General features: G+C 53.5%; 15 protein-coding genes. 4 read left to right on the top strand and 11 right to left on the bottom strand.

The features are described from left to right. Window positions 1-181: 181 nt before the first annotated feature. From atzF to FIV46_RS17885, 9 genes are all read right to left on the bottom strand, one after another. The gene (gene atzF, locus FIV46_RS17925; protein WP_139942319.1) at window positions 182-1,957 is read right to left on the bottom strand and encodes an allophanate hydrolase; all 1,776 of its coding nucleotides are present in this window, start codon (window positions 1,955-1,957) and stop codon (window positions 182-184) included. A 5-nt stretch (window positions 1,958-1,962) separates the two neighbouring features. Next, window positions 1,963-5,568 (bottom strand): urea carboxylase, encoded by a 3,606-nt coding sequence (uca, locus tag FIV46_RS17920; protein ID WP_139942318.1) that lies wholly within the window; start codon window positions 5,566-5,568, stop codon window positions 1,963-1,965. A 14-nt stretch (window positions 5,569-5,582) separates the two neighbouring features. Next, on the bottom strand, window positions 5,583-6,218 hold the full coding sequence (locus FIV46_RS17915) for an urea amidolyase associated protein UAAP2 (RefSeq protein WP_139942317.1): 636 nt from the start codon (window positions 6,216-6,218) through the stop codon (window positions 5,583-5,585). Continuing rightward, the gene (locus tag FIV46_RS17910; RefSeq protein ID WP_139942316.1) at window positions 6,215-7,060 is read right to left on the bottom strand and encodes an urea amidolyase associated protein UAAP1; all 846 of its coding nucleotides are present in this window, start codon (window positions 7,058-7,060) and stop codon (window positions 6,215-6,217) included. The genes FIV46_RS17915 and FIV46_RS17910 overlap by 4 nt, the downstream gene beginning before the upstream one ends. Further along, complete coding sequence (locus FIV46_RS17905; protein WP_139942315.1) at window positions 7,061-7,549, bottom strand: CopG family ribbon-helix-helix protein; 489 nt, start codon at window positions 7,547-7,549, stop codon at window positions 7,061-7,063. A 309-nt stretch (window positions 7,550-7,858) separates the two neighbouring features. Further along, the gene (gene gabT / locus FIV46_RS17900) at window positions 7,859-9,133 is read right to left on the bottom strand and encodes a 4-aminobutyrate--2-oxoglutarate transaminase (RefSeq protein WP_139942314.1); all 1,275 of its coding nucleotides are present in this window, start codon (window positions 9,131-9,133) and stop codon (window positions 7,859-7,861) included. A 1-nt stretch (window position 9,134) separates the two neighbouring features. After that, window positions 9,135-10,556, bottom strand: coding sequence for an NAD-dependent succinate-semialdehyde dehydrogenase (locus tag FIV46_RS17895; protein ID WP_139942313.1), 1,422 nt, complete (start codon window positions 10,554-10,556; stop codon window positions 9,135-9,137). A gap of 16 nt (window positions 10,557-10,572) precedes the next feature. Beyond that, window positions 10,573-11,850: an omega-aminotransferase AptA gene (aptA, locus tag FIV46_RS17890; protein ID WP_139942337.1), complete on the bottom strand. Its 1,278-nt coding sequence runs from the start codon at window positions 11,848-11,850 to the stop codon at window positions 10,573-10,575. A 197-nt stretch (window positions 11,851-12,047) separates the two neighbouring features. After that, window positions 12,048-12,590, bottom strand: a complete 543-nt coding sequence (locus FIV46_RS17885) for a cupin domain-containing protein (RefSeq protein ID WP_139942312.1) — start codon at window positions 12,588-12,590, stop codon at window positions 12,048-12,050. Between the two features lie 620 nt (window positions 12,591-13,210). On the opposite strand from FIV46_RS17885, the gene FIV46_RS17880 reads away from it, so the two are divergent. From FIV46_RS17880 to FIV46_RS18485, 3 genes are all read left to right on the top strand, one after another. Then, window positions 13,211-14,149, top strand: coding sequence for an ArdC family protein (locus FIV46_RS17880; protein WP_139942311.1), 939 nt, complete (start codon window positions 13,211-13,213; stop codon window positions 14,147-14,149). A gap of 427 nt (window positions 14,150-14,576) precedes the next feature. After that, window positions 14,577-16,925, top strand: coding sequence for a hypothetical protein (locus FIV46_RS18160; protein WP_181163306.1), 2,349 nt, complete (start codon window positions 14,577-14,579; stop codon window positions 16,923-16,925). A 364-nt stretch (window positions 16,926-17,289) separates the two neighbouring features. Continuing rightward, entirely contained in the window at window positions 17,290-17,760 is a 471-nt protein-coding gene (locus FIV46_RS18485; protein ID WP_139942310.1) for a PAS domain-containing protein, read from the top strand. Between the two features lie 299 nt (window positions 17,761-18,059). Here the strand turns inward: FIV46_RS18485 and FIV46_RS17865 are convergent, their stop codons facing one another. Together FIV46_RS17865 and FIV46_RS17860 are read right to left on the bottom strand one after the other, a co-directional pair. Continuing rightward, window positions 18,060-19,364, bottom strand: a complete 1,305-nt coding sequence (locus FIV46_RS17865) for a type II toxin-antitoxin system HipA family toxin (RefSeq protein ID WP_139942309.1) — start codon at window positions 19,362-19,364, stop codon at window positions 18,060-18,062. A gap of 17 nt (window positions 19,365-19,381) precedes the next feature. Continuing rightward, on the bottom strand, window positions 19,382-19,633 hold the full coding sequence (locus FIV46_RS17860) for a helix-turn-helix domain-containing protein (protein WP_139942308.1): 252 nt from the start codon (window positions 19,631-19,633) through the stop codon (window positions 19,382-19,384). Between the two features lie 186 nt (window positions 19,634-19,819). Between FIV46_RS17860 and FIV46_RS17855 the strand changes: the two genes are divergently transcribed. Beyond that, window positions 19,820-20,152, top strand: coding sequence for a hypothetical protein (locus FIV46_RS17855; protein WP_139942307.1), 333 nt, complete (start codon window positions 19,820-19,822; stop codon window positions 20,150-20,152). The last annotated feature ends 14 nt before the right edge of the window (window positions 20,153-20,166 follow it).

The following is a 20,166-nucleotide window of genomic DNA, read 5'->3' as shown; positions in this document are numbered from 1 at the left end:
GTAGGCAGCCGTAGCCACCAAAAAGAGAGGCTGCCTCTTCTTGGTGCATCACGTATATTCTGCTCCGAACTTATCGAACAGTTTCATACCTAACGTCAACATCACGCCTGGCCAATAATTCGTCTATGTATCGGTCAATCACAGTGAAAGAGATATTCCTGTGGAATTTTCTGATATGGTTTCAGGCGTTCTGCGTCGCCATATAACGCCGCCAACCCCCGAACCGGCTGATATCCATGGCGCCATCGCAGGCGCGTGGTTCCGCAACAAAGCCTTTAACGGTATCACCGCCTTCAAGATCAACGCTACCGATCGCAAGCGGTGGCGGCACTTCCTCCACAAAGCTTCCGAAATCCTCAGTGGAAAGTTCATAAATCTCCACTTCAATGGAAGTGCCCTCCGCGCCGGTATGAATCAGTGCCGGTTTCGGGGGTGAGACCTCCATCGCGTACATTTTATAGACCGGGGCAGTCCGGGTCCTTGACACCAGCTTTGCCTGTCGGGAAGCCAATTGCCAGTTCAGCGGCATTCCATGCAGGTGAGCACCACAAACGGCCAGTTGAACCACAGTATCCCCGGATGATTCAAGATCAAGCGGGGGACGCGTCATGTCACCAAACTGCGTTTCGAAACGAGCAGCAATTTCCAGCAATCCTCTGTCCATATGAGCCGGACCGATGAGGGAAATCCCGGTGCCCGTGCCGTTTTCACGCTGGCCACTGGGCAGAGCGATCGCCGACATATCCAGCAGGTTTACAAAGTTTGTATATAACCCCAGATTGGCGTTCAGGACTTCCGGTTCGGCAAGCAGTTCCGAAATACGATAGATGGTCGGCGTTGTCGGCAGCACCAGAATATCCATACCCTTCCACATGTTACCGGCCATACGCTCAAATTCCTTTAGACGGTACAGAGCGTTAAAAGTATCGACGCCGTTCACTCCCTGGCCATCACGCATGGCGCCCCGGACTGCCGGGTGAATGGCGCCGGGATTATTCTTCAACAGGTCCCCGACAGCCGCAGCACGTTCCGCTACCCAGGGCCCACGATACAACATAGCGGCACAATCACTGAGCGGAGAGATATCCACCGTCACTTTCTTACCGCCGAGCATCTCCAGATGCCCGACTGCCTTTTCATACGCCTGCCGGGAGGCTTGGTCACCAAACCACTGCAACTGTTCATCCCGCGCCACACCAAAGCTGAACTCCGCTCCTGTGCCGGGAGAACCGGCAGCCGGTCGTGAAAAAGGGTCTTTTTCGTCAAACCAGTTGAGGCAGTCATCCACCAGACCGGCATCCCGCACATCGTTAGTAAATACGCTGACGCAATCCAGCGACCGGCAGGCAGGTACCACCCCACGGGTGCTCCAGCGCCCTTTTGTCGGTTTCAGGCCGATCAGGTGATTGAATGCCGCAGGTACTCTTCCCGACCCCGCCGTATCGGTGCCCAGCGCAAACGCCACTAGCCCGGCAGCCACTGCCACTGCCGAGCCAGAGCTTGATCCACCACTGACATATTCCCGATTAAAAGCATTCTGAACCGCTCCGTAAGGCGAACGCACACCCACCAGGCCAGTTGCAAACTGGTCCAGATTAGTCTTGCCCACCAGCAGTGCGCCGGCCTCCTGCAGTCGTTCTACAACCGGGGCCGAGACTTCCGGTGTATAAGCGAAGGCCGGACAGGCTGCCGTGGTCTCCAGGCCGGCCACATCGATATTATCCTTGACGGCGAAGGGCACACCGGCAAGCGGAAGCACTTCCCCAGCCTTGATCCGGCTGTCAATCCGGGCCGCCTGTGCACACAGGCTTTCTTCATCCAGCCTCAGGATCCAGACCTGCTTTTGCACGGCATCATATTTTCGGCAGCGCTCCAGAACGTCTCTTGCGATCTCAACGGCGGTTGTCCCGCCTGACCTTACCCTCTCTGCAATGTCGTTTACCGAAAATATTGTCATGATGCCTAATCCTCCTCTTTTACTGCCAGGATCGTGGACCCCAGAGTAACTTCACTGCCTTCTGCTGCATAGATGCCGATAACCACGCCGTTACAAGGGCTCGCAATCGCCTGTTCCATTTTCATAGCTTCCACCGAGGCTAGAACATGCCCCTTGGTAACCTGCACCCCCTCTTCAACATGGATTTTCCAGACCACACCACTCAGAGGCGTTTCGATGGCCATGGCATTCTCCGGCAGCTCCAGGGCCGCCGGGGCAGCTTCCGTCTCGAGCGCTTCCTCCATTTCCGCAACCCTGGAAAATTCGCCCGCGGCTTCCCAGTCATCCCGCTCCCGGGCGAAGGCCGCCTCTCTTCTGGTACGGAATTCCGCAATACTCCCGGCTTCCCGCTCCAGGAAAGCCCGGTAATCCTGCATACGGAAGACATCTTCCTCAATTTTCACATCGCGCCTGCCGAGGGGAAATTCCCGCCGCCATTCCGCAAGCTCCTCTGCGCTGACCTCATAGAATTTGATCCGATCGAAAAAGCGCAGCAGCCACGGGCACCCCGCTTCAAAAGACCCCGTTGCACTCCAGGAGTTCCAGACCTGCACGGTGCGGCCGAACAGCTGATAGCCGCCGGGTCCTTCCATACCGTAAATACAAAGATAGGCCCCGCCGATGCCCACCACATTCGGCGGCGTCCAGGTCCGGGCGGGATTATATTTTGTGGTCACCAGACGATGCCGGGGATCCATGGGGGTTGCCAGCGGCGCCCCCAGATAGACATCACCAAGTCCGATCACCAGATAATCCGCATCAAAAACCGTGCGATAGACATCTTCCCGGCTCTCCAGGCCGTTCACCCGACGGATGAATTCGATGTTATCCGGACACCAGGGCGCATCATCCCTGACCGACCGCATATATTTATCAATGGTCTGTTGCACATGCGGATCTTCCCAGGACAATGGCAAATGTACGACCCGGGACGTCGCCTCAAAATCCGAGAGATCGCCCAGCGTTTCCTCGATCTCGACCAGTTTGTCAATTAGCGTTTCCCGATTTACCGTCAGCGGATCAAAATGGATTTGCAGGGAGCGCACCCCGGGCGTGACCTCGATCAGTCCGTCAATTCGCTCTTCAATCGCCAGCATCAGCGCATGGATCCTGGCTCTGAGCTCCAGATCGAGAACGATGGGACCATATTCCACCAGCAGATTGGCATCCCCCTGGCGACGATAGGTTACCGCGGGACGTTCCCCGCTTTCTTCCAGCCGATGAAGAATGGCGTCCTGATCCTGCGCGGCGACAGCAACCGACGACCAGACGGTCTCGCTTCCATTGGAAATACAATTTTCCTGACTGAACAGGGCTTCCCGCGCCGAACGGTCGTCCACAAGCTGGAAACTCACCCTGTCCCCCGGCGCCAGCTGACCCAGTTTCCACAGGTCGGCGGTGATCGTGACAAAGGGGCAGACAAAACCGCCCAGCGACGGACCGTCGGGACCCAACAGGATTGGCATGTCCCCCGTAAAGTCCACCGCACCGATGGCATAGGCATTGTCGTGAATATTGGAGGGATGAAGGCCGGCTTCGCCGCCATCCTTACGCGCCCAGTCCGGTTTCGGGCCGACCAGTCGTACCCCAGTCCTGCTGGAGTTAAAATGTACCTTCCAGTTGGCCGCCAAGAGCATATCCACATCTTCATCGGTGAAAAAATCGGGACTTGAATGTGGCCCGAGCGTCACTCGAATGATCCATTCCTTCTCGAGAGAAGGAAGGTTCGTGAAGCGACACTCGTCAGTTTTTTCCAGCCGGTCACACGCCTTAATGGGGAGCAAGTCCCCCGCCGCAAGCGCCCGCCCGGCATGTCCGCCGAACTCACCCAGTGTAAAGGTCGCCCGGCTTCCCATAAATTCCGGCACGGCAATGCCGCCCGCCACCGCCAGATATCCTCTCAAACCGGCGCCATTAACCCGGCCGCAGACCAGTTCATCCCCGGCAGTTACCTTTATGGCCTGATAGGTCCTGATCAGCTTACCATTCAGTTCGGCCGCAAAATCCGCTCCCCCGAGGCATATCCAGCTGGCACACTCAAACCTGATGGCCGGACCCATGGCGGTAAACTCAAGTCCTGCGGCGTCCTCACTATTGCCCAACAGTCTGTTGGCCAGGCGCAATGACAGAAAGTCCATCGCGCCTGAGGGTGGCACGCCGACATGCCAGTATCCCAGGCGTCCCTTCGCGTCCTGCACAGTCGTGGACGGACCGCCGGAAAGAATGCGCATTGCCTGCGGCTGAAAGGCGACTTTTTCCAGCGTGCGGGTCGTTGCTTTGCCTTCGACAACTTCGGACAAAGACACCACTTCTTTCAACCATTCCAGGTTTGTTGTCAGTCCACTGATTGTCGTTTCTGTAAGAGCCGTTTCCAATGCCTCAAGTGCCGACGCCCGATCCGGGCCAGATGCAACAATCTTGCCAAGCATGGGATCATAATGTGCACTGACCTTCACTCCGGGCTCAAGATAAGTTTCGAACCTTGTGGACTTCGGTCCGCTAATATCGGTGACAAGACCAGCACTGGGCATATAGTCGTTACTGGGATCCTCTGCATAGACCCTGGCCTGAATGGCTGCGCCTCTGGCCGGAACGTCTTTTTCCATAACACTGAAATCACCCGAGGCACCGCGCACCATCCAGTCAACCAGGTCAACCCCGGTCACTTCCTCAGTCACCGCATGCTCCACCTGCAAACGAGTATTCACTTCCAGAAAATAGGCCGTCTCTCTGTCGACGTCATACAGGAACTCAACGGTCCCGGCCGACCGATAGCAAGCAGCAGCAGCTATATCCCCGGCGCTTCGCCAGAGAAGGTCGCGGATATGTGTCGGCAGGTTTGGCGCGGGTGTTTCCTCAATCACTTTCTGGTTTCGGCGCTGAAGGGAACAATCCCTGTCCCCGAGCACAACCACATTCCCCCCTCCGTCGCCGAAGATCTGAACCTCCACATGGCGGGCGTGCCGCACGTAACGTTCTAGAAACACACCCCCATCCCCGAAAGATCCCTGACCCTGGCGCTGAACGGTATCGAAGGCGCTCAGCAGGTCATCCCGGTCTTCGCAAACACGCATGCCGATCCCGCCTCCGCCGGCCGTCGCCTTCAGCATTACCGGATAGCCGAGGTTTTCCGCTTCCTGAGCCGCTTGGTCCGCATTTTCCAACAGACCGCTGCCCGGCATAAGCGGGGCACCCGCCGCCTGGGCAAGTTCACGGGCAGTATGTTTGCGCCCGAAAAGCCGGATAGTATCGGGTGTCGGTCCGATAAACTCGATACCCGCCGCTGCACAGGCCTCCGCGAAACCGGCATTCTCACTCAGGAAACCATATCCCGGATGGATCGCTTCCGCCCCCCCAGCCTTTGCCGCCTCGATGATTTTATCTCCGTCCAAATAGGCGTTAGCCGCCTCCGGCCCGCCGATATAAATCGCTTCGTCGGCATAGCGCACATGGGCAGAGGTCGCATCGGCCTCCGTGTAGACGGCAACTGATTGAACCCCCATCTTTTTCAGGGTCCGGATGATGCGGCAAGCGATAACGCCGCGATTGGCAATCAATACTTTGGAAAACACTCTCGCCCTCCACCCTATCCTGAAATGATCATACGTACCGGCGTGGGGTTAAAGCCGTTGCAGGGATTGTTAATTTGCGGACAGTTGGACACCACGATTCTGATATCCATTTCAGCGCGGATATCCACATAAAGGCCGGGCGCGGAAATGCCGTCGACAATACCCAGCATACCGTCTGCTTCCACTGGCACGTTCATGAACCAGTTTATATTAGGCACCAAGTCGCGGCTGTCTCCGCCAAAGGGCGAATTACCGATCAGAAAATTCTCCACACAGGCATGTTGCGCCCGGGTGTGATGGCCATAGCGCAGGGTATTGGATTCACAGGAACAGGCCCCGCCAATGGTGTCGTGACGATCCACCGACCCGCCGGTGACGGTCATCATCGGCGTCCCCTCGTTGGAGAGCAGCACCGACCCGGTAGTCAGGTAGACATTGCGCTGGGCAGCAATTGTATCCTGGGCGCTATATCGTTCACTGTCATCGTGCAGGTTATAGGCCAGGAAATCGACTGCCTGGTTACCTTCCAGATCCACAATACGCAGGGCCTGCCCCTTCAGAAGAGAATGCGCCCAAGGAGCTTTTGCAGCCACGGTTTCGTCATGGACGACCTGCCCTGGCAATATGTCGAGTGCTTTATCAGACATCATCCTTCTCCCCTCTGCTCACCGCTGTGGAAATAATCTTCGACATTTTCAAAGGCCCGGAGTGCTTCGGGACTGGCGTTGCGGATCGGATCATCAAATCCTGTTTCTTCCCCCTTCCAGGCCACCGCCCGGACCGGCGACACGCTATACGCCTTTCGCTCGTCAAGGACATGCGGACAGTTTGCGAGAAACACCAGCAGGTTCATTTCCGCACGCAATTCCAGGACACGGCCGGGCACGAATGGTCCCACCTCCACCAGTGTCTCGCCCGTCTCGGCAATCCGCACCGGCTTGAAGATATTCAGACAGGCATGTACATCCTTGCGGGAGAGCCCGCATTTGGCCGCTGCCGTCAGAAAACGATCGCGCGCATTAGGATGATCGATACTGTTATCGCCATAATGATCCAGAACAGTATGCCGATTTGACGCCCCGCTGAAGGGATCAATGCCGCAACCGTCATCCTTTAGAATACTGGCCAGCACCCGGCCCAGTCCGGACAGGATCAGGTCCCCCTGCCCGAGATAGGCTTTCCACTGAACCTTGATGCTGTCGGCCACATTCAACCGTTCCGCAGGATGCTGGGCGTTAAACATATTCAGGGAAACGCAGCCGTCTCCATGGATATCTATAATCTGCAAGCGATCCCCGCGTGTCAGGCTGTGAATGGCATAACCACCGGCGGCAATCACCTCATCCCAGATAACATCCTTTGCCGACACTCCATCCGGCAGATTTACTGCTGCAGAGGACGGGATCGTCCGCATCGCCTCGACCTTTGTCCCTGCCTGACGGCGGGCATGTTCCCGGGCAAGCGCTGGATCTGCTGTTTCTGACCCGCTCATCTATTTTACCTCTTTCTTTTTAAATTCGATTTCGCCTGCTTCATCCCCATGTGCATGAAGGGGCGGCAGCAAGGTACGTGTGGTCACCAAATTTATCTGGTTAACCCCGCGGATCGCCCGCATCTGATCACATAGGTCATTGAGCCTTTCGATGGTTCCCTGAACCAGAAGCACTTCGAGAGAATGGTCCTCCTCTAGAAAGACATGCTGGGAGGAGATGGTTTCCTTAATGAAATACTGTTGGGTCTGGGCAAGGGCATTTCGGATATGTCCCTTGTTGTTCTGGTAGATCATAGTGATCGTGCCAGCGAGCACGGCCCCCGGCTCCACCGCCGCATGTTTGGTTACCGCTTGGCGCACCAGCTCCGCAATCAGTTGGGAGCGATTGGTCAATCCCCGATCCGAGATCATTGTATCAAGCTCATCCAGCAGTCTAGATGGGAGGCTTACCCCTAGCCGGGCCAGCCTTTCTTGTGGTTGGTCGTTCATACGTCCTCCAAATCGTGTTACGTTCTTTATTTTTCGTAACACGTTTCGGAGGAGCATACAAACTTTTTTATGTATGCTGGTATAGTTGTCAAAAAATCCGGCACCTTCCAGCAGTCGTCCCAACGTGGAGAGGTGACAATCGACGGAAAGTCCTTCGAAGCAACAACATGTCTACATGGATAAGAATGCAAACCTCCCATATCTTGATGCGCTTCCAACAAACTATTATTGCCTAATTCAATTTACTTCAGTTAGAAAAAAAGGACCCCCGAAGGGGTCCCAGTCAGGTCTGCAATCAGTTGTGAGGAGCTAACTGATCGCCATCACCTCTTCGAGGATATCCAGTCCCTCGTTGAGAATGTCGTCGCTGGCGGTGAGTGCGGGCAGGAAGCGGATCACATTGCCGCGCACCCCGCAGCTGAGCAACGTCAGGCCCTGTTCTGCCGCTTCCCGGACAATCCGGCCAGTGAGCTCGGCATCGGGTTGGTCGGCATCGCCGTCCTTCACCAGCTCCATGGCAATCATGGCGCCGAGGTTACGCACCTCGCCGATGGAGCCCGTGCCGTTGCCTTTCATCCGCAACAACCGGCTTTTGAACAGTTCGCCGATTTCAACGGCGCGCCCGCACAGGTTATCCTGTTCGATGATCTCCATCACCTTGAGCCCGGCCACACAGCCGAGCGGTGAGCCGCCATAGGTGCCGCCGAGGCCGCCCGGGGCCGCCGCATCCATAATGTCCGCCTTGCCGACCACGCCGCTGATCGGGAAGCCGCCGGCCATGGCCTTGGCCACTGTCATCAGGTCCGGCTCGATATTGCTGTATTCCGTGGCGAATAGTTTTCCGGTCCGGGCAAAACCGGTCTGGATCTCGTCACAGATCAGCAGCATGCCGTGCTCGTCACACAGCTTGCGCAGCGCCTGCATGAAGTCGGGGCTCGCGGCGTAAAAGCCACCCTCTCCCTGTACCGGCTCGAGGATGATCGCCGCCACCCGCTTGGGATCGATATCTGCCTTGAACAGGCCGTCCAGCGCCTCCAGGCTCATCTGTTCGGTGATGCCGTGATAGGCAATGGGGTAAGGCACATGATAGATATCGGACGGGAATGGCCCGAAACCGACCTTGTAGGGCGCCACCTTGCCGGTCAGCGCCATGCCCATCATGGTGCGGCCGTGGAAACCGCCCTTAAAGGCGATGATGCCGGAGCGTCCGGTCGCGGCCCTTGCGATCTTGACTGCATTTTCCACCGCTTCCGCCCCGGTGGTGAGGAAGATGGATTTCTTGGGCGTGTCGCCCGGCGCGGCTCCATTGAGCTTTTCCGCCAGCGCGATGTAACTTTCATAGGGATTAACCTGGAAACAGCTGTGGGAAAAATTGTCGAGCTGCGCCTTCACCGCTTCAATGATCCGCGGGTCACTGTGCCCGGTGTTGTTCACGGCAATGCCGGTGGCAAAGTCGATATAGCGCTTGCCTTCCACATCCCACAGTTCGGCATTTTCCGCCCGCGCCGCAAAGCGCTGGTGCATGGTCCCGACACCACGGGCCACCGCCTGTTCCCGGCGCGCCCAGAGTTCTGCATTATTCATCTTAAAGCCCTCCTATCAGGCAATATTTCAGTTCCACATAATCATCGATGCCATAGCGGGAGCCTTCCCGCCCGATACCGCTTTCCTTGACCCCGCCAAACGGCGCCACTTCGGTGGAGATGATCCCTTCGTTAATGCCGACCATGCCGTATTCCAGCGCTTCGGCGACCCGGAATACCCGGCCCAGGTCGCGGGCATAAAAGTAAGCTGCGAGCCCGTAAGGCGTGTCATTGGCCATGCGGATCACATCCTGCTCATCCTGGAACCGGAACACCGGCGCCACCGGGCCGAAGATTTCCGCCCGGGAGATCTCTTCGCCATGCTGCAGGTTGGTCAGCACGGTGGGTTCAAAATAATTCTCGCCGAAGTCATGACGTCCGCCGCCGGTCGCCGCTGTGGCTCCCGCGGCAAGAGAGGCCTCGACCAGCCCTTCCACCTTGTCGACAGCCGCCCGGTTGATCAGCGGGCCGACGGTGATGCCCTCCTCGGCCCCATCGCCCACTTTCAGCTTGTCCACTTCCTCGGTCAGCCGGGCGACAAAAGTATCATGGATTCCGTCCTGCACATAGAAGCGGTTGGCGCAGACGCAGGTCTGGCCGGCATTGCGGTATTTGCTGGCCATGGCGCCCCTGATCGCCGCCTCCAGGTCGGCATCGTCAAAAACGATAAACGGCGCATTGCCGCCAAGCTCCAGCGACACCTTCTTGACCGTCCCCGCACATTGCTGTGCCAGCAGCTTGCCCACTGCCGTTGAGCCGGTAAAGCTGAACTTGCGGATGGTCGGATGAGTGGTCAGTACCCGGCCAATCTCCGCCGGTTTTGTGGTAGTGACAATCTGCAGGCAATCTTCCGGCAGGCCTGCTTCCAGCGCCAGTTTTTGCAGCGCCAGCGCCGACAGCGGTGTCGCTTCCGCCGGCTTTACTATAGCGGTACAGCCCGCCGCCAGCGCAGGGGCCACCTTGCGGGTGATCATGGCATTGGGAAAGTTCCAGGGCGTGATGGCGCTCACCACACCGATCGGCTGCTTGAGCACCATGATCCGCTTGTCCGCTCCCGGGGCCGGGATCATGTCGCCATAAAGCCGTTTACCTTCCTCGGCGAACCATTCGATAAAGCTGGCACCGTAAGCCACTTCGCCCCACGCTTCGGCCAGCGGTTTGCCGCACTCCGCCGTGATGATCCGGGCCAGCATCTCCTGATGCTCCATTATCAAATTATACCAGCGTGTGAGCACCGCCGACCGCTCCTTGGCGGTACGTTTTGACCAGTCGCCAAAGGCCGTTTCCGCCTTCTCCACAGCGGCTTCCACCTCTGTGACCGTCCAGTCGCGGACAACCGCAAGTTCGCTGTCATCCACAGGATTAAGCACGAGCAATCCTGTTTCCTGGCCGAGATAATCGGCCAAAAATTCCAATTCCTTCATTTCTCTGTTTCCTAAATCATATTGTTGCCAGAATTCCATCCAGCGTATTCACAACGAAATCAATTTGCTGTTTTGTTATGATCAGCGGCGGAGACAGGGCAATTGTATCTCCAGTTGTCCTGACGAGAAGCCCTGCATCAAAAGCCTTCTGAAAAACGCTGAAAGCCCGTACTCCTGGGTTTTCTGCCAACGGTGCCAACTCGATCGCTGCAACCATCCCATAATTTCGAATATCAATGACACAATTATGATGGGATAGACCGTGAACAGCTTGCTCCAGGTAAGGCTCCATCTCTCTCGCCCGTTTAAACAAGTCTTCCTCGGCATAGACATCCAAAGTGGCCAGTCCGGCTGCACAGGCCAACGGATGGCCGCTATAGGTATAGCCATGGAACAGTTCAATCATGTTCTCCGGACCGGTCATAAGGGCATTATGAATCTGGTCACTTATCATCACCGCTCCCATGGGCACAGCACCATTGGTCAGGCCTTTGGCCGTTGTAATCATATCCGGCTGTATGTCAAACCGGGACGCCGCGCAGCTGTCTCCAAGCCGCCCAAAAGCTGTAATAACTTCGTCGAATATTAAGAGAATATCGTGTTGCGAACAAATCTCACGTAGCCGCCCAAGATAACCCCTTGGCGGGATTAAAACACCGGTCGACCCGGCCATCGGCTCAACGATGACCGCTGCAATATTGGGGGCACCATGCAACGCAATAAGGTCAAGCAGGCGGTCTGCCTTTTCGGCACCATTTTCGGGCTGCCCCTTTGAAAAGGCGTTTTTATTGAGATCATGGGTATGCGGCAGGTGATCTACTTCGGGCAACAATGGTCCGAAACGTTGCCGGTTATTCAAAATTCCGCCTACTGAAATTCCACCAAAGTTTACACCGTGATAGGCACGTTCCCGACCGATCAGTTTAACTTTTTCAGGATTGCCGGCTGCCCTGTGGTAAGCCCGGGCAATCTTGAGAGCTGTATCTACTGATTCTGAACCACTGTTTGTAAAAAAGACATGATTCAGGTCGCCAGGAAAGAGTTCAGCCAGCCTATCTGCAAAGTCAAATGCAATTCCATATCCGATCTGAAATGCAGGAGCATAGGACAACTGATCGAGTTGTTTCTTGATGGCTTCAGTTATTTTGGCGTTACCATGCCCAGCGTTAACACACCAAAGGCCCGAACAACCATCCAGGATTTTATGACCATCGACGTTCTTGTAATACATACCCTCAGCGGTTGACAGCATCCGAGGACTTTCCCGGAACGCCCTGTTTGCTGTAAACGGCATCCAAAAGGCACCTGTTTTTTGCACTGTTTCACTCACGGGTCATTTTCCTAACACATGAAATATCAACTGCATGAAAGTGTAGGAAATTTATCTTGAGCGAAACAAGACGTTATTTTATCTAATATAACCCCTTGAAAAATATAAATGACGAGCAGAAAGTGTTCATTATAGCAAACAAGCTCCCTTATCGTTGAGAATCAAAATGTCGGCGGGGTGCAGGCGCTGACAATTTCACATTCTTCAGAACCCACGTTCTTAAACCTGTGCGGCATACTGCTGGCAAAATAATAAGCATCCCCGGGCCCCAGTATTTTCTTTTGATCGCCAACCTCAATCTGAATCTTGCCTTTCAAAACAATACCGCACTCCTCGCCTTCATGGCTAATTGCCGTTTTGCCAGTTGTGGCCCCGGGCTTGTATTTTTCGTGCAGAAACTGGATAGCTCTATTGTTCAAGTTGGCTCCGACTTGTCGGAAGGATATGCCCCTCTCCCCGATTTCGGCAAGCTCTTCCACAGCGAAGAAGATCTGTTTATCCTCTATATCCCCCTCACTGAAAAAATCGGAGAGGCTGATAGGGATGCCGTCCAGAATTCTTTTCAGAGCGCCTACTGTTGGGTTTAGATGGTTAGATTCTATTTGAGATATGCTTGCATTCGCCACGCCTGTTCTTTTTGCAAGCTCCCGCTGCGATAATTTTCTAGCTAACCGGATTTCTTTTAGACGCTTCCCGATGTCCAACTTTTCACCTTCCCTGACAGACTTGAAGTCAAATTCAAAATACTATGGTCGGATTTTATCCCAAACCCTGAGACACTGGAAACCAATAAAATTCAAACATGAATAAAAGGACTTATAATCTCAAGAAGCTTAACACGCCCCAAATTCTGCAACATGCTTTACGGTTCAACCTCGGAATTTTATGACTTTCAGAAGTCTGGGCGGAATTTTGGATTTCCTAAAAAGGATGTTGGTGCAACCAAAAGGCACTGGCAGACTCATATTTACTAGTAAGTTAAATTGAAATAGTACACCTTTCTGCACACCACTTACCGCCCCTTCTTTAAGTTTAAGAATGTCTTCTTAGAACTATTCTCTACAACATAAGTAAAGCAGACAATTTATTCTTCTCTTTATCCTTGTCTTTCGAGCTTATGCCGGAACCTGTCGTCCCTCAAGGGACCGGGTTGTTCGCTTCGCTCACTGTCCGCACCACACCCTTGATCTCCTCCTGAACCCGGCGGGGGTATGGGAAAACAGCCACCGGGACTGTTTCCCCACCATCTTCGATGGTCCCCCTTCGCCCCTCGAAAGGTAAAGCGCAGTCCATTGGGGATTGTGTTCTTTCAGGAGTGAAGACCATGACCAACATCGATATCCACCAGACAGTCACCGACAGAATTGTGGAAGCCCTGGAACAAGGCAGCATCAGTTGCAGTCTGCCCTGGAACAGCGGTCTGTCCCTGCCCGTGAATGCCCATACCGGGAACTATTACCAGGGGATCAATATTCTCAACCTTTGGGTAGAAGCCTATCTGAAAGGCTTCAGTTCCCCTTGCTGGGGCACCTTCAAGCAATGGAAACAACAGGGCGCCAAAATCAAGAAAGGCAGCAAATCATCCTTTATCATTTTTTACAAGGCCTTCGAAAGAGAAGAAGACGAAATGATCAACGGAGAAGTCGTTCCCGGAGAAACGGAACTTGTCACCCGACATTTTGCCCGGGCCAGTCGCGTCTTTAATGCCGACCAGGTAGAAGGCTGGGACAAGGCGGAAGATGAAAAAGATACAGATGAAGAAAACGAACCCTGCCCGGTTTCCGACCTGGACGAGGCAGAACAATTCATCGCCGGCACGGAAGCGCATATTTCTCATGGCGGTAATAAGGCCTATTACTCCCCTACCCTGGATCGGATCTTTATTCCGTCCCGAGATCTATTCACAGAAACGGAATACAGCAGCGCCACAGAGGGATATTACAGTACAATCCTGCATGAGTTGACCCACTGGAGCGGGGCAGAGCATCGCCTCAACCGGGACAAGGGAGAGAAGTTCGGAGATCAGAAATATGCCTTTGAAGAACTCATCGCCGAATTGGGCGCGGCTTTCCTGTGCTGCAGGCTATCTGTTACACCCCAACCAAGACTGGATCATGCCGCCTATATTCAGTCCTGGCTAATGGCCCTCAGGAACGACAAGAAGGCCGTTTTTATCGCGGCGAAGGAAGCGCAAAAAGCCGTCGACTATTTGCATCATTTGCAGCCGAAAACCGACACAAGTCAGTCTGCAAATTCTCCCTAAAGTGGAGAAAACAATAACGCAAAACACAACGCGGCATCACAACACCCCAAATATTAACCACTCACACAAACATTCGTCCGGCCCCGATTTTCGGGGCCATTCTTTTGCAATCCTGTCTCTGAAACTTGAGCAATCTTGCCTGTCATAAAGTGAAATTCACATCGACTTTCAGGTCTCCCTCGGATGGCAATATCCGCCATATGACAAATCACCCGCAATCATAACCCTAGCTTGGGGAGCATATGCTCATGGGAAAGGTCACAGTTTAATCAGTTTAATCAGTTTAATCAGTTTAACCTTCTCTTTATTTTTGAATATGACCTCATTTTTATTGATTCCCACGGAAACATCAACTAATACAGTTTCGCGAAGCGACACACGATCGCCCTTTAATCGGAGTAGAAATGTCTAGGAGTAGTGAACGCAGATGGAAGCAAAACTGAAACTCTTGGCAACAGTCGGTACAGTTGCACTCGGTGCCTGGATATACTCTAACTTTGCCGACGCCGATTTCACACGCAACGCCGCCAAACAACAAGCGGAACCGTTTGTGATCGTCGAAGACGGCACCTTTGAAAAAACTGTCGACAATCTCCTAAAAAAGCCGGAAGAAAAAGACGCCGAACCGATTGCCCCTGTCGGTAAGGACGGGACGGGTGCCCCGATCCGCAAATCCGCCCTGACCCCGCAGGGACCAATCTACGACAAGGAGACCCCCTCGCCGGTTCTGCCGGATACGGCTGAGAAAACGGTAAACGCCATCAGCCTGGAAGACGCCCTGGCCGCCGCCACTGACGGCTCCGACGAGGCGCTGCAACTCCTGCAGGACTATTTTGACGAAACCGCCGGGATTCCGGAAGAAATCAGCGACCGCACCTCAGGCCTGCTCAGCGCCCTGGGCAAGATGCCGCTGGATAGTGAGACCCTGGAACAGGCGGCCCGCCGGATTATCGACGCCGCGGCCCGGTCCGCCTCTTCTGCCTTCGCCATGCCGTTTACCTCCCTGTCCGAGTTTGGCCTGGCTGCCGGGGATTATGGCTGGGATCTTGGCCCGGATGGAAAAACGCCCCATCGCGGCTTTATGCGGGTCGGTCCGAAAAGCGACCTGATCGGCGGCAAAGGGCTCGTGGCGCTGGAAGCCAGCGCAGAGAATGATTTTATCAAGGACGGCATCCTGAATGTGGATAAATTCGGCACCACAGATGTGGAGGCCGGCACTTACCGCCTGTTCGTGGTGACTACCACCCTGCCCTCCGGTGGCAAACTGGCTTACCCGTTCGGGCGCAAATTCGGCTTCAACGGCAATGAACTCCGGGTTGTCGACGCCGGCGTGGGAACTAGCAAGCGCCAGGCAAAACTCACCTCCAGCGGCATTACCCTCGAGGGACGCCCGGGCAACCAGGATGATGAGGCTCCTTTGGTTCCCGTAACCTCCGGCGAAGAAGTAAAACCTGAAGGCTGGCTGATGACGTCCCTGATCCGCACCGATGGCGAGCCGGTGCGCCTCGCCTTTGAAAAGCTGGACAACGAGGAAACCTATATTGTCGGTATTATTGTCAGCCCGACCAGCCTTGAGGAATTCGAGGAAAAACTCAATGAGCAGCTGCTAGCTTTCTTGAATGATATCGCGCCAGCCGCCGGTGGACCGGGCTATACCGGCTCGTTTGGGAATGACTTTACCGCCAATACTATTGCCCAGTTCTTCACAAATCCCAACACCCGCTCCGGCCTTGGCCCCAATGCCAGCCTCGTTGACGCTTTTGGCGGCGGCGGTAGTGGCGGCGGTGGCGGTATCATCATAACTGATACTGATTCTGACAGTGATACGGATACAGACACCGATACGGACACAGACACCGACACTGATACGGATACGGATACCGATACGGACACAGACACAGACACCGACACTGATACGGATACCGATACGGATACGGACACCGATACGGACACTGATACCGACACCGACACGGATACGGACACAGACACCGACACTGATACTGATACGGATACCGATACGGATACGGACACCGATACGGACACAGACACTGATACCGATACGGATACGGACACCGATACGGACACTGATACGGATACCGATACGGATACGGATACAGACACGGATACAGATACGGACACAGACACAGACACAGACACCGATACGGATACGGACACAGACGCGAATACAGACACCGATACAGATACGGACACCGATACGGATACAGATACAGATACGGATACAGATGATTATGAACTTGTGGCAGATGCGACTCCTGAGCAGACCATCTACTTGGGCGAAGACTTTGACCTTAATGGCTGCGGCTCAACCCTAAACAACGTCTCCCTGTGTGACATGTTTGCTGAGCAGCAGGAACTCAAGCTTCTACTTCAGCAAATGGATCAAGACATGTTCGATATCCGCTGGGTCCTCAAGGGAGAGGAACTGGACATTGGCGACAACAGTAATCCGCTTGTCCTAACTGATGTTATCGAGGACAATCCAGGAGTGTTTACGGGCACCGGCATCTATAAAATCGTACTCAGCATCGTCTATGACAACGGCCTGTCCGATATGGATGAAATGATCCTGCACATTATAAGTATCTCTTTGCCTCCTACGCTTCCACTGGCAATATTCGGTCTGCTGCTTATTGTCTGCCGCAAAAGCCGGAACAAATTGAAATTCCCATCTCTTTTCAAGCGCTCCCTGAACGAGCAATCAGCTGTAAGTGACCAATTCACCCGCAACCACTTGATAGGTTTTTTTAGGATATAGTTGCGGGGCATGGGATGTTTTGGCGCGGGGCGCGGGAAAGGTGCAGAATTCCTTGAGTTATCCAGAAGGAAGGGTCGTGGAGAAAGGGGCGCGGTGCAAGATAAAAGTAGCAGTGGCGTGATGTGGGTGTGGGCCTTATTTTCTAAAGACTTAGTGCGGGTCTGAGGGGTGTTTCCTGCTCCTCTACGCCCCCTAAGTCAGGTTATCGCTTTTTCACCATTCCCGCCACCTCCTGGATACCAACTTGCATAGGAGTTAAAAGCTTATTAAGTTTTTCTTAACGTTCTAATGTATGTGCAATGCACCAATTGAGTTTGCGGTCATTTACCGATCTGCATCTAAGTAGAAAGTTTCAAACGAGATTATGAACAACAGCCCCGAGTCAACAAGATCATTCATCAAAGACCTCCACAATATTGAGTTTGACTCGCATATCCATACTCAGGTCTATCAATACTGGCTTGAGCTCAAAGGCAGCAAATCAATGCCGCGAAAAAGTGACTTCAATCCGGCTAGCGTTGTCGCCGCTTTGCCCTTTATTATTATAGCTGAAGTCCATAACAACCCTGCCAGATATAAGTTCCGATTAGCCGGCACCAAAATTGTCGCAACACTGAGAACAAACATTAGCGGACATTGGCTCGACGAATACGAAAATGTTGACGACGTTGTGGAAACCTATTCATGGGCCACGGAACACAAACAGCCATGTTATTTTCGCGATACTCTCCCTCACCCGACTACAGACTTCGCGCGATATAGCACTTTGACCCTGCCCTTTTCCAGCGACGGCACAAACGTTGACTACTTGATCACAACTACGCACTTCTCCTGAGCCGCAATGTGGCAGGAAAATAGGCGATTACAAAAGAGGAGGAATTTGTATTCGTGCCTCAACCGGCAAATAACATCCAGATCAAGACGTTATCAATAAACTCGGAAATCAAGCGAATACAGAGAAGCCGGAGGCGAATATATGAAAGTTAAAAGCATGCCAAATGCTTAGGATCTATTTAGCACCGGAGTGTATTCACCAGGAGGTGCATGGTGTGTGGGGAGAATACAAAACTCACCCGTTCCCGCTTTCTCAGAAGTGATTTTTTCAAAGTTACCCTTGCCAGTTCTACGTGAAATTTACGTCACTAGCTTGGCGCGAGCAAGGACACCTTCGACGATAGCATCACGCGTATTGGCCGGCATACAAGCTTTATCAGCAGCAGAAACCGCATCCTCCAAAACTTCCGTAAACGTCTGACCCACAGCATCAAACATTTCGTCAACATCCACCTTGGCAAATCCAGCGGTTTTGCCCATTTGGTAAAAGTGCCGAGGTACGATTTCATGCACACGATAGTGGCGATTGTCGCCGATCGCCATAGCGAGTTTGATCTTCTGCGGTGTCAGCTCTGGGTAAGGCGCTGCACTCATTACATCGTACATGGGCGTGAGACGGAAGCCACCTGGCGTCAGAAAAATAGAGAAATTTTTCGCGTGACCATCGATCGCTGCGAGCAACCAGAAGACTATCTGCGCCTTAAAAAAAGTTAACCTGTCCGCACGAGGACTGGCGGCCTGATTTAAAAATTCGAGAATAGACAGGATTCCGGGTCCACCATCGCTCTCATATTTCCGAGCCGGTGACACGCCAAGCGCCTGACATAAATCCTCTTGTGGCAAACGGTAGAGAACGCCATCCTGCCAACGCCGATCGAAACGCTTCACGATGATAACCGGCTTGTTGTTGAAATGTTGAACTTCGGCACCGGCCGACGCCAGACCGAAGCCTTCGCAAAGCTTGAGACAAAACCATTCATTCCAGGGTGAGTCTGAAAAGTCGGCACCGTTCGGTCCCTCACGCATTGCTGGCTTAAATATATGCGAGGTAGGCGTTGCACCAAGAGGCAACTGCCATCTATCTTCTGCATAGAGAAAAGCGGTCTTTTCCTGCATGCCTGCAATGGAGATGCGAAAGTCTTCTTCCCCATTATCTCTATGCGCCGCCATTCCGAGTGGAGCGCGTGCCAGACTTGCGAGGCGGCGGGAGATTTCAGCATCACTGATCGGACGATAGGTCATCTTCGTCGGCTCGCCGGGATCTTCTCCTTCAGGGACAAAGCGCAATGCCCCAACGCAGTCTCTGCCTATTGCTGTGAGAAGATCGAATGTTCCAGCGCTGTCCGCACCTTCTCGAGCGGCGATGGCCTCCCTGACCGCCTGATCATCGGGCAAAAGTCCATCAAAAACACTGGCGATACTATCTCCACTCCATATCCGGTCGGAAAGTGGCAGAGACAATGAAATAGGAAAAGCCCGTTTAGAGACAAGCCAGTCTTCGTCATAGCGAAAAGACGTGGCGCCAGTTGAAGCACGCGTATAGGTGCCTACTTTACTCAATCCAACATACAGGTCCAGAGCGTGTGATCTGCGTTTTCGGCCCATGCTGTTACTCCCTCACCTTAATAATCCTGGGGATCAAAGGAAGGCGCTTGGCGGCCCGTTATGCTCAAGTCGAGGTCCAAGGCTGCAAGCACCTTGAGGATCGTATCCAATCGCGACGAGGAAGCTCCATTTTCCAGATCAGAAATGAGCTGCTGGCGCATAGATGCCTGTCGTGCGAGATCAACCTGCCGCCAACCTTTGTTTTTGCGAGCAATTCGGATTAATGCACCAAGCTGCTGCTCGTTTCGGACTGCTTGAGGCTGTTCCATTCAGATACCTTTCATACTCGGTATATCGGATATTTAATATATATCCTGTTTATAGGGTATATAAGTTTTATCCGCTTTTCAAGGTATATAAAGCATATCCTGCAAAACTATCTAGCGCTGCAAAAAATGGAAGTGCTATTTTTGTTCTGGTAAACTGCAAAACATTAGAGACAACAGGATGGCACAATGAAGTTTTACCCTATCGAAGTACCTCGCACAGGATACCGAGGAGCAAACCTTGCAAAACAAAAAAAGACTTATAACAGGAATCGCGTTGCAACTTTAGTGGAACATTATATCAATACCGACCTCTCAACAAAGCCGAACGATACAATTCACCAATATCACAGCGCACATATCGCACAGGAACTCGGTGAAGATAGTAAACTCGTTCACGACGTTATATTCGCAACTGATGGCGGCTCAAACGGCATCACAATCGTTAAAGGCGACTATGAACGTGCGATGGAAGCTCTACACCAGCCAAAAGACAAAACTAAAATGGCTGAAGAAAATTAACAAGAAGATAGTCG

Origin of the sequence: Emcibacter nanhaiensis (assembly GCF_006385175.1) — a bacterium.
GTDB classification, from domain to species: domain Bacteria; phylum Pseudomonadota; class Alphaproteobacteria; order Sphingomonadales; family Emcibacteraceae; genus Emcibacter; species Emcibacter nanhaiensis.
This window is presented reverse-complemented; position numbering and strand designations above follow the sequence as displayed.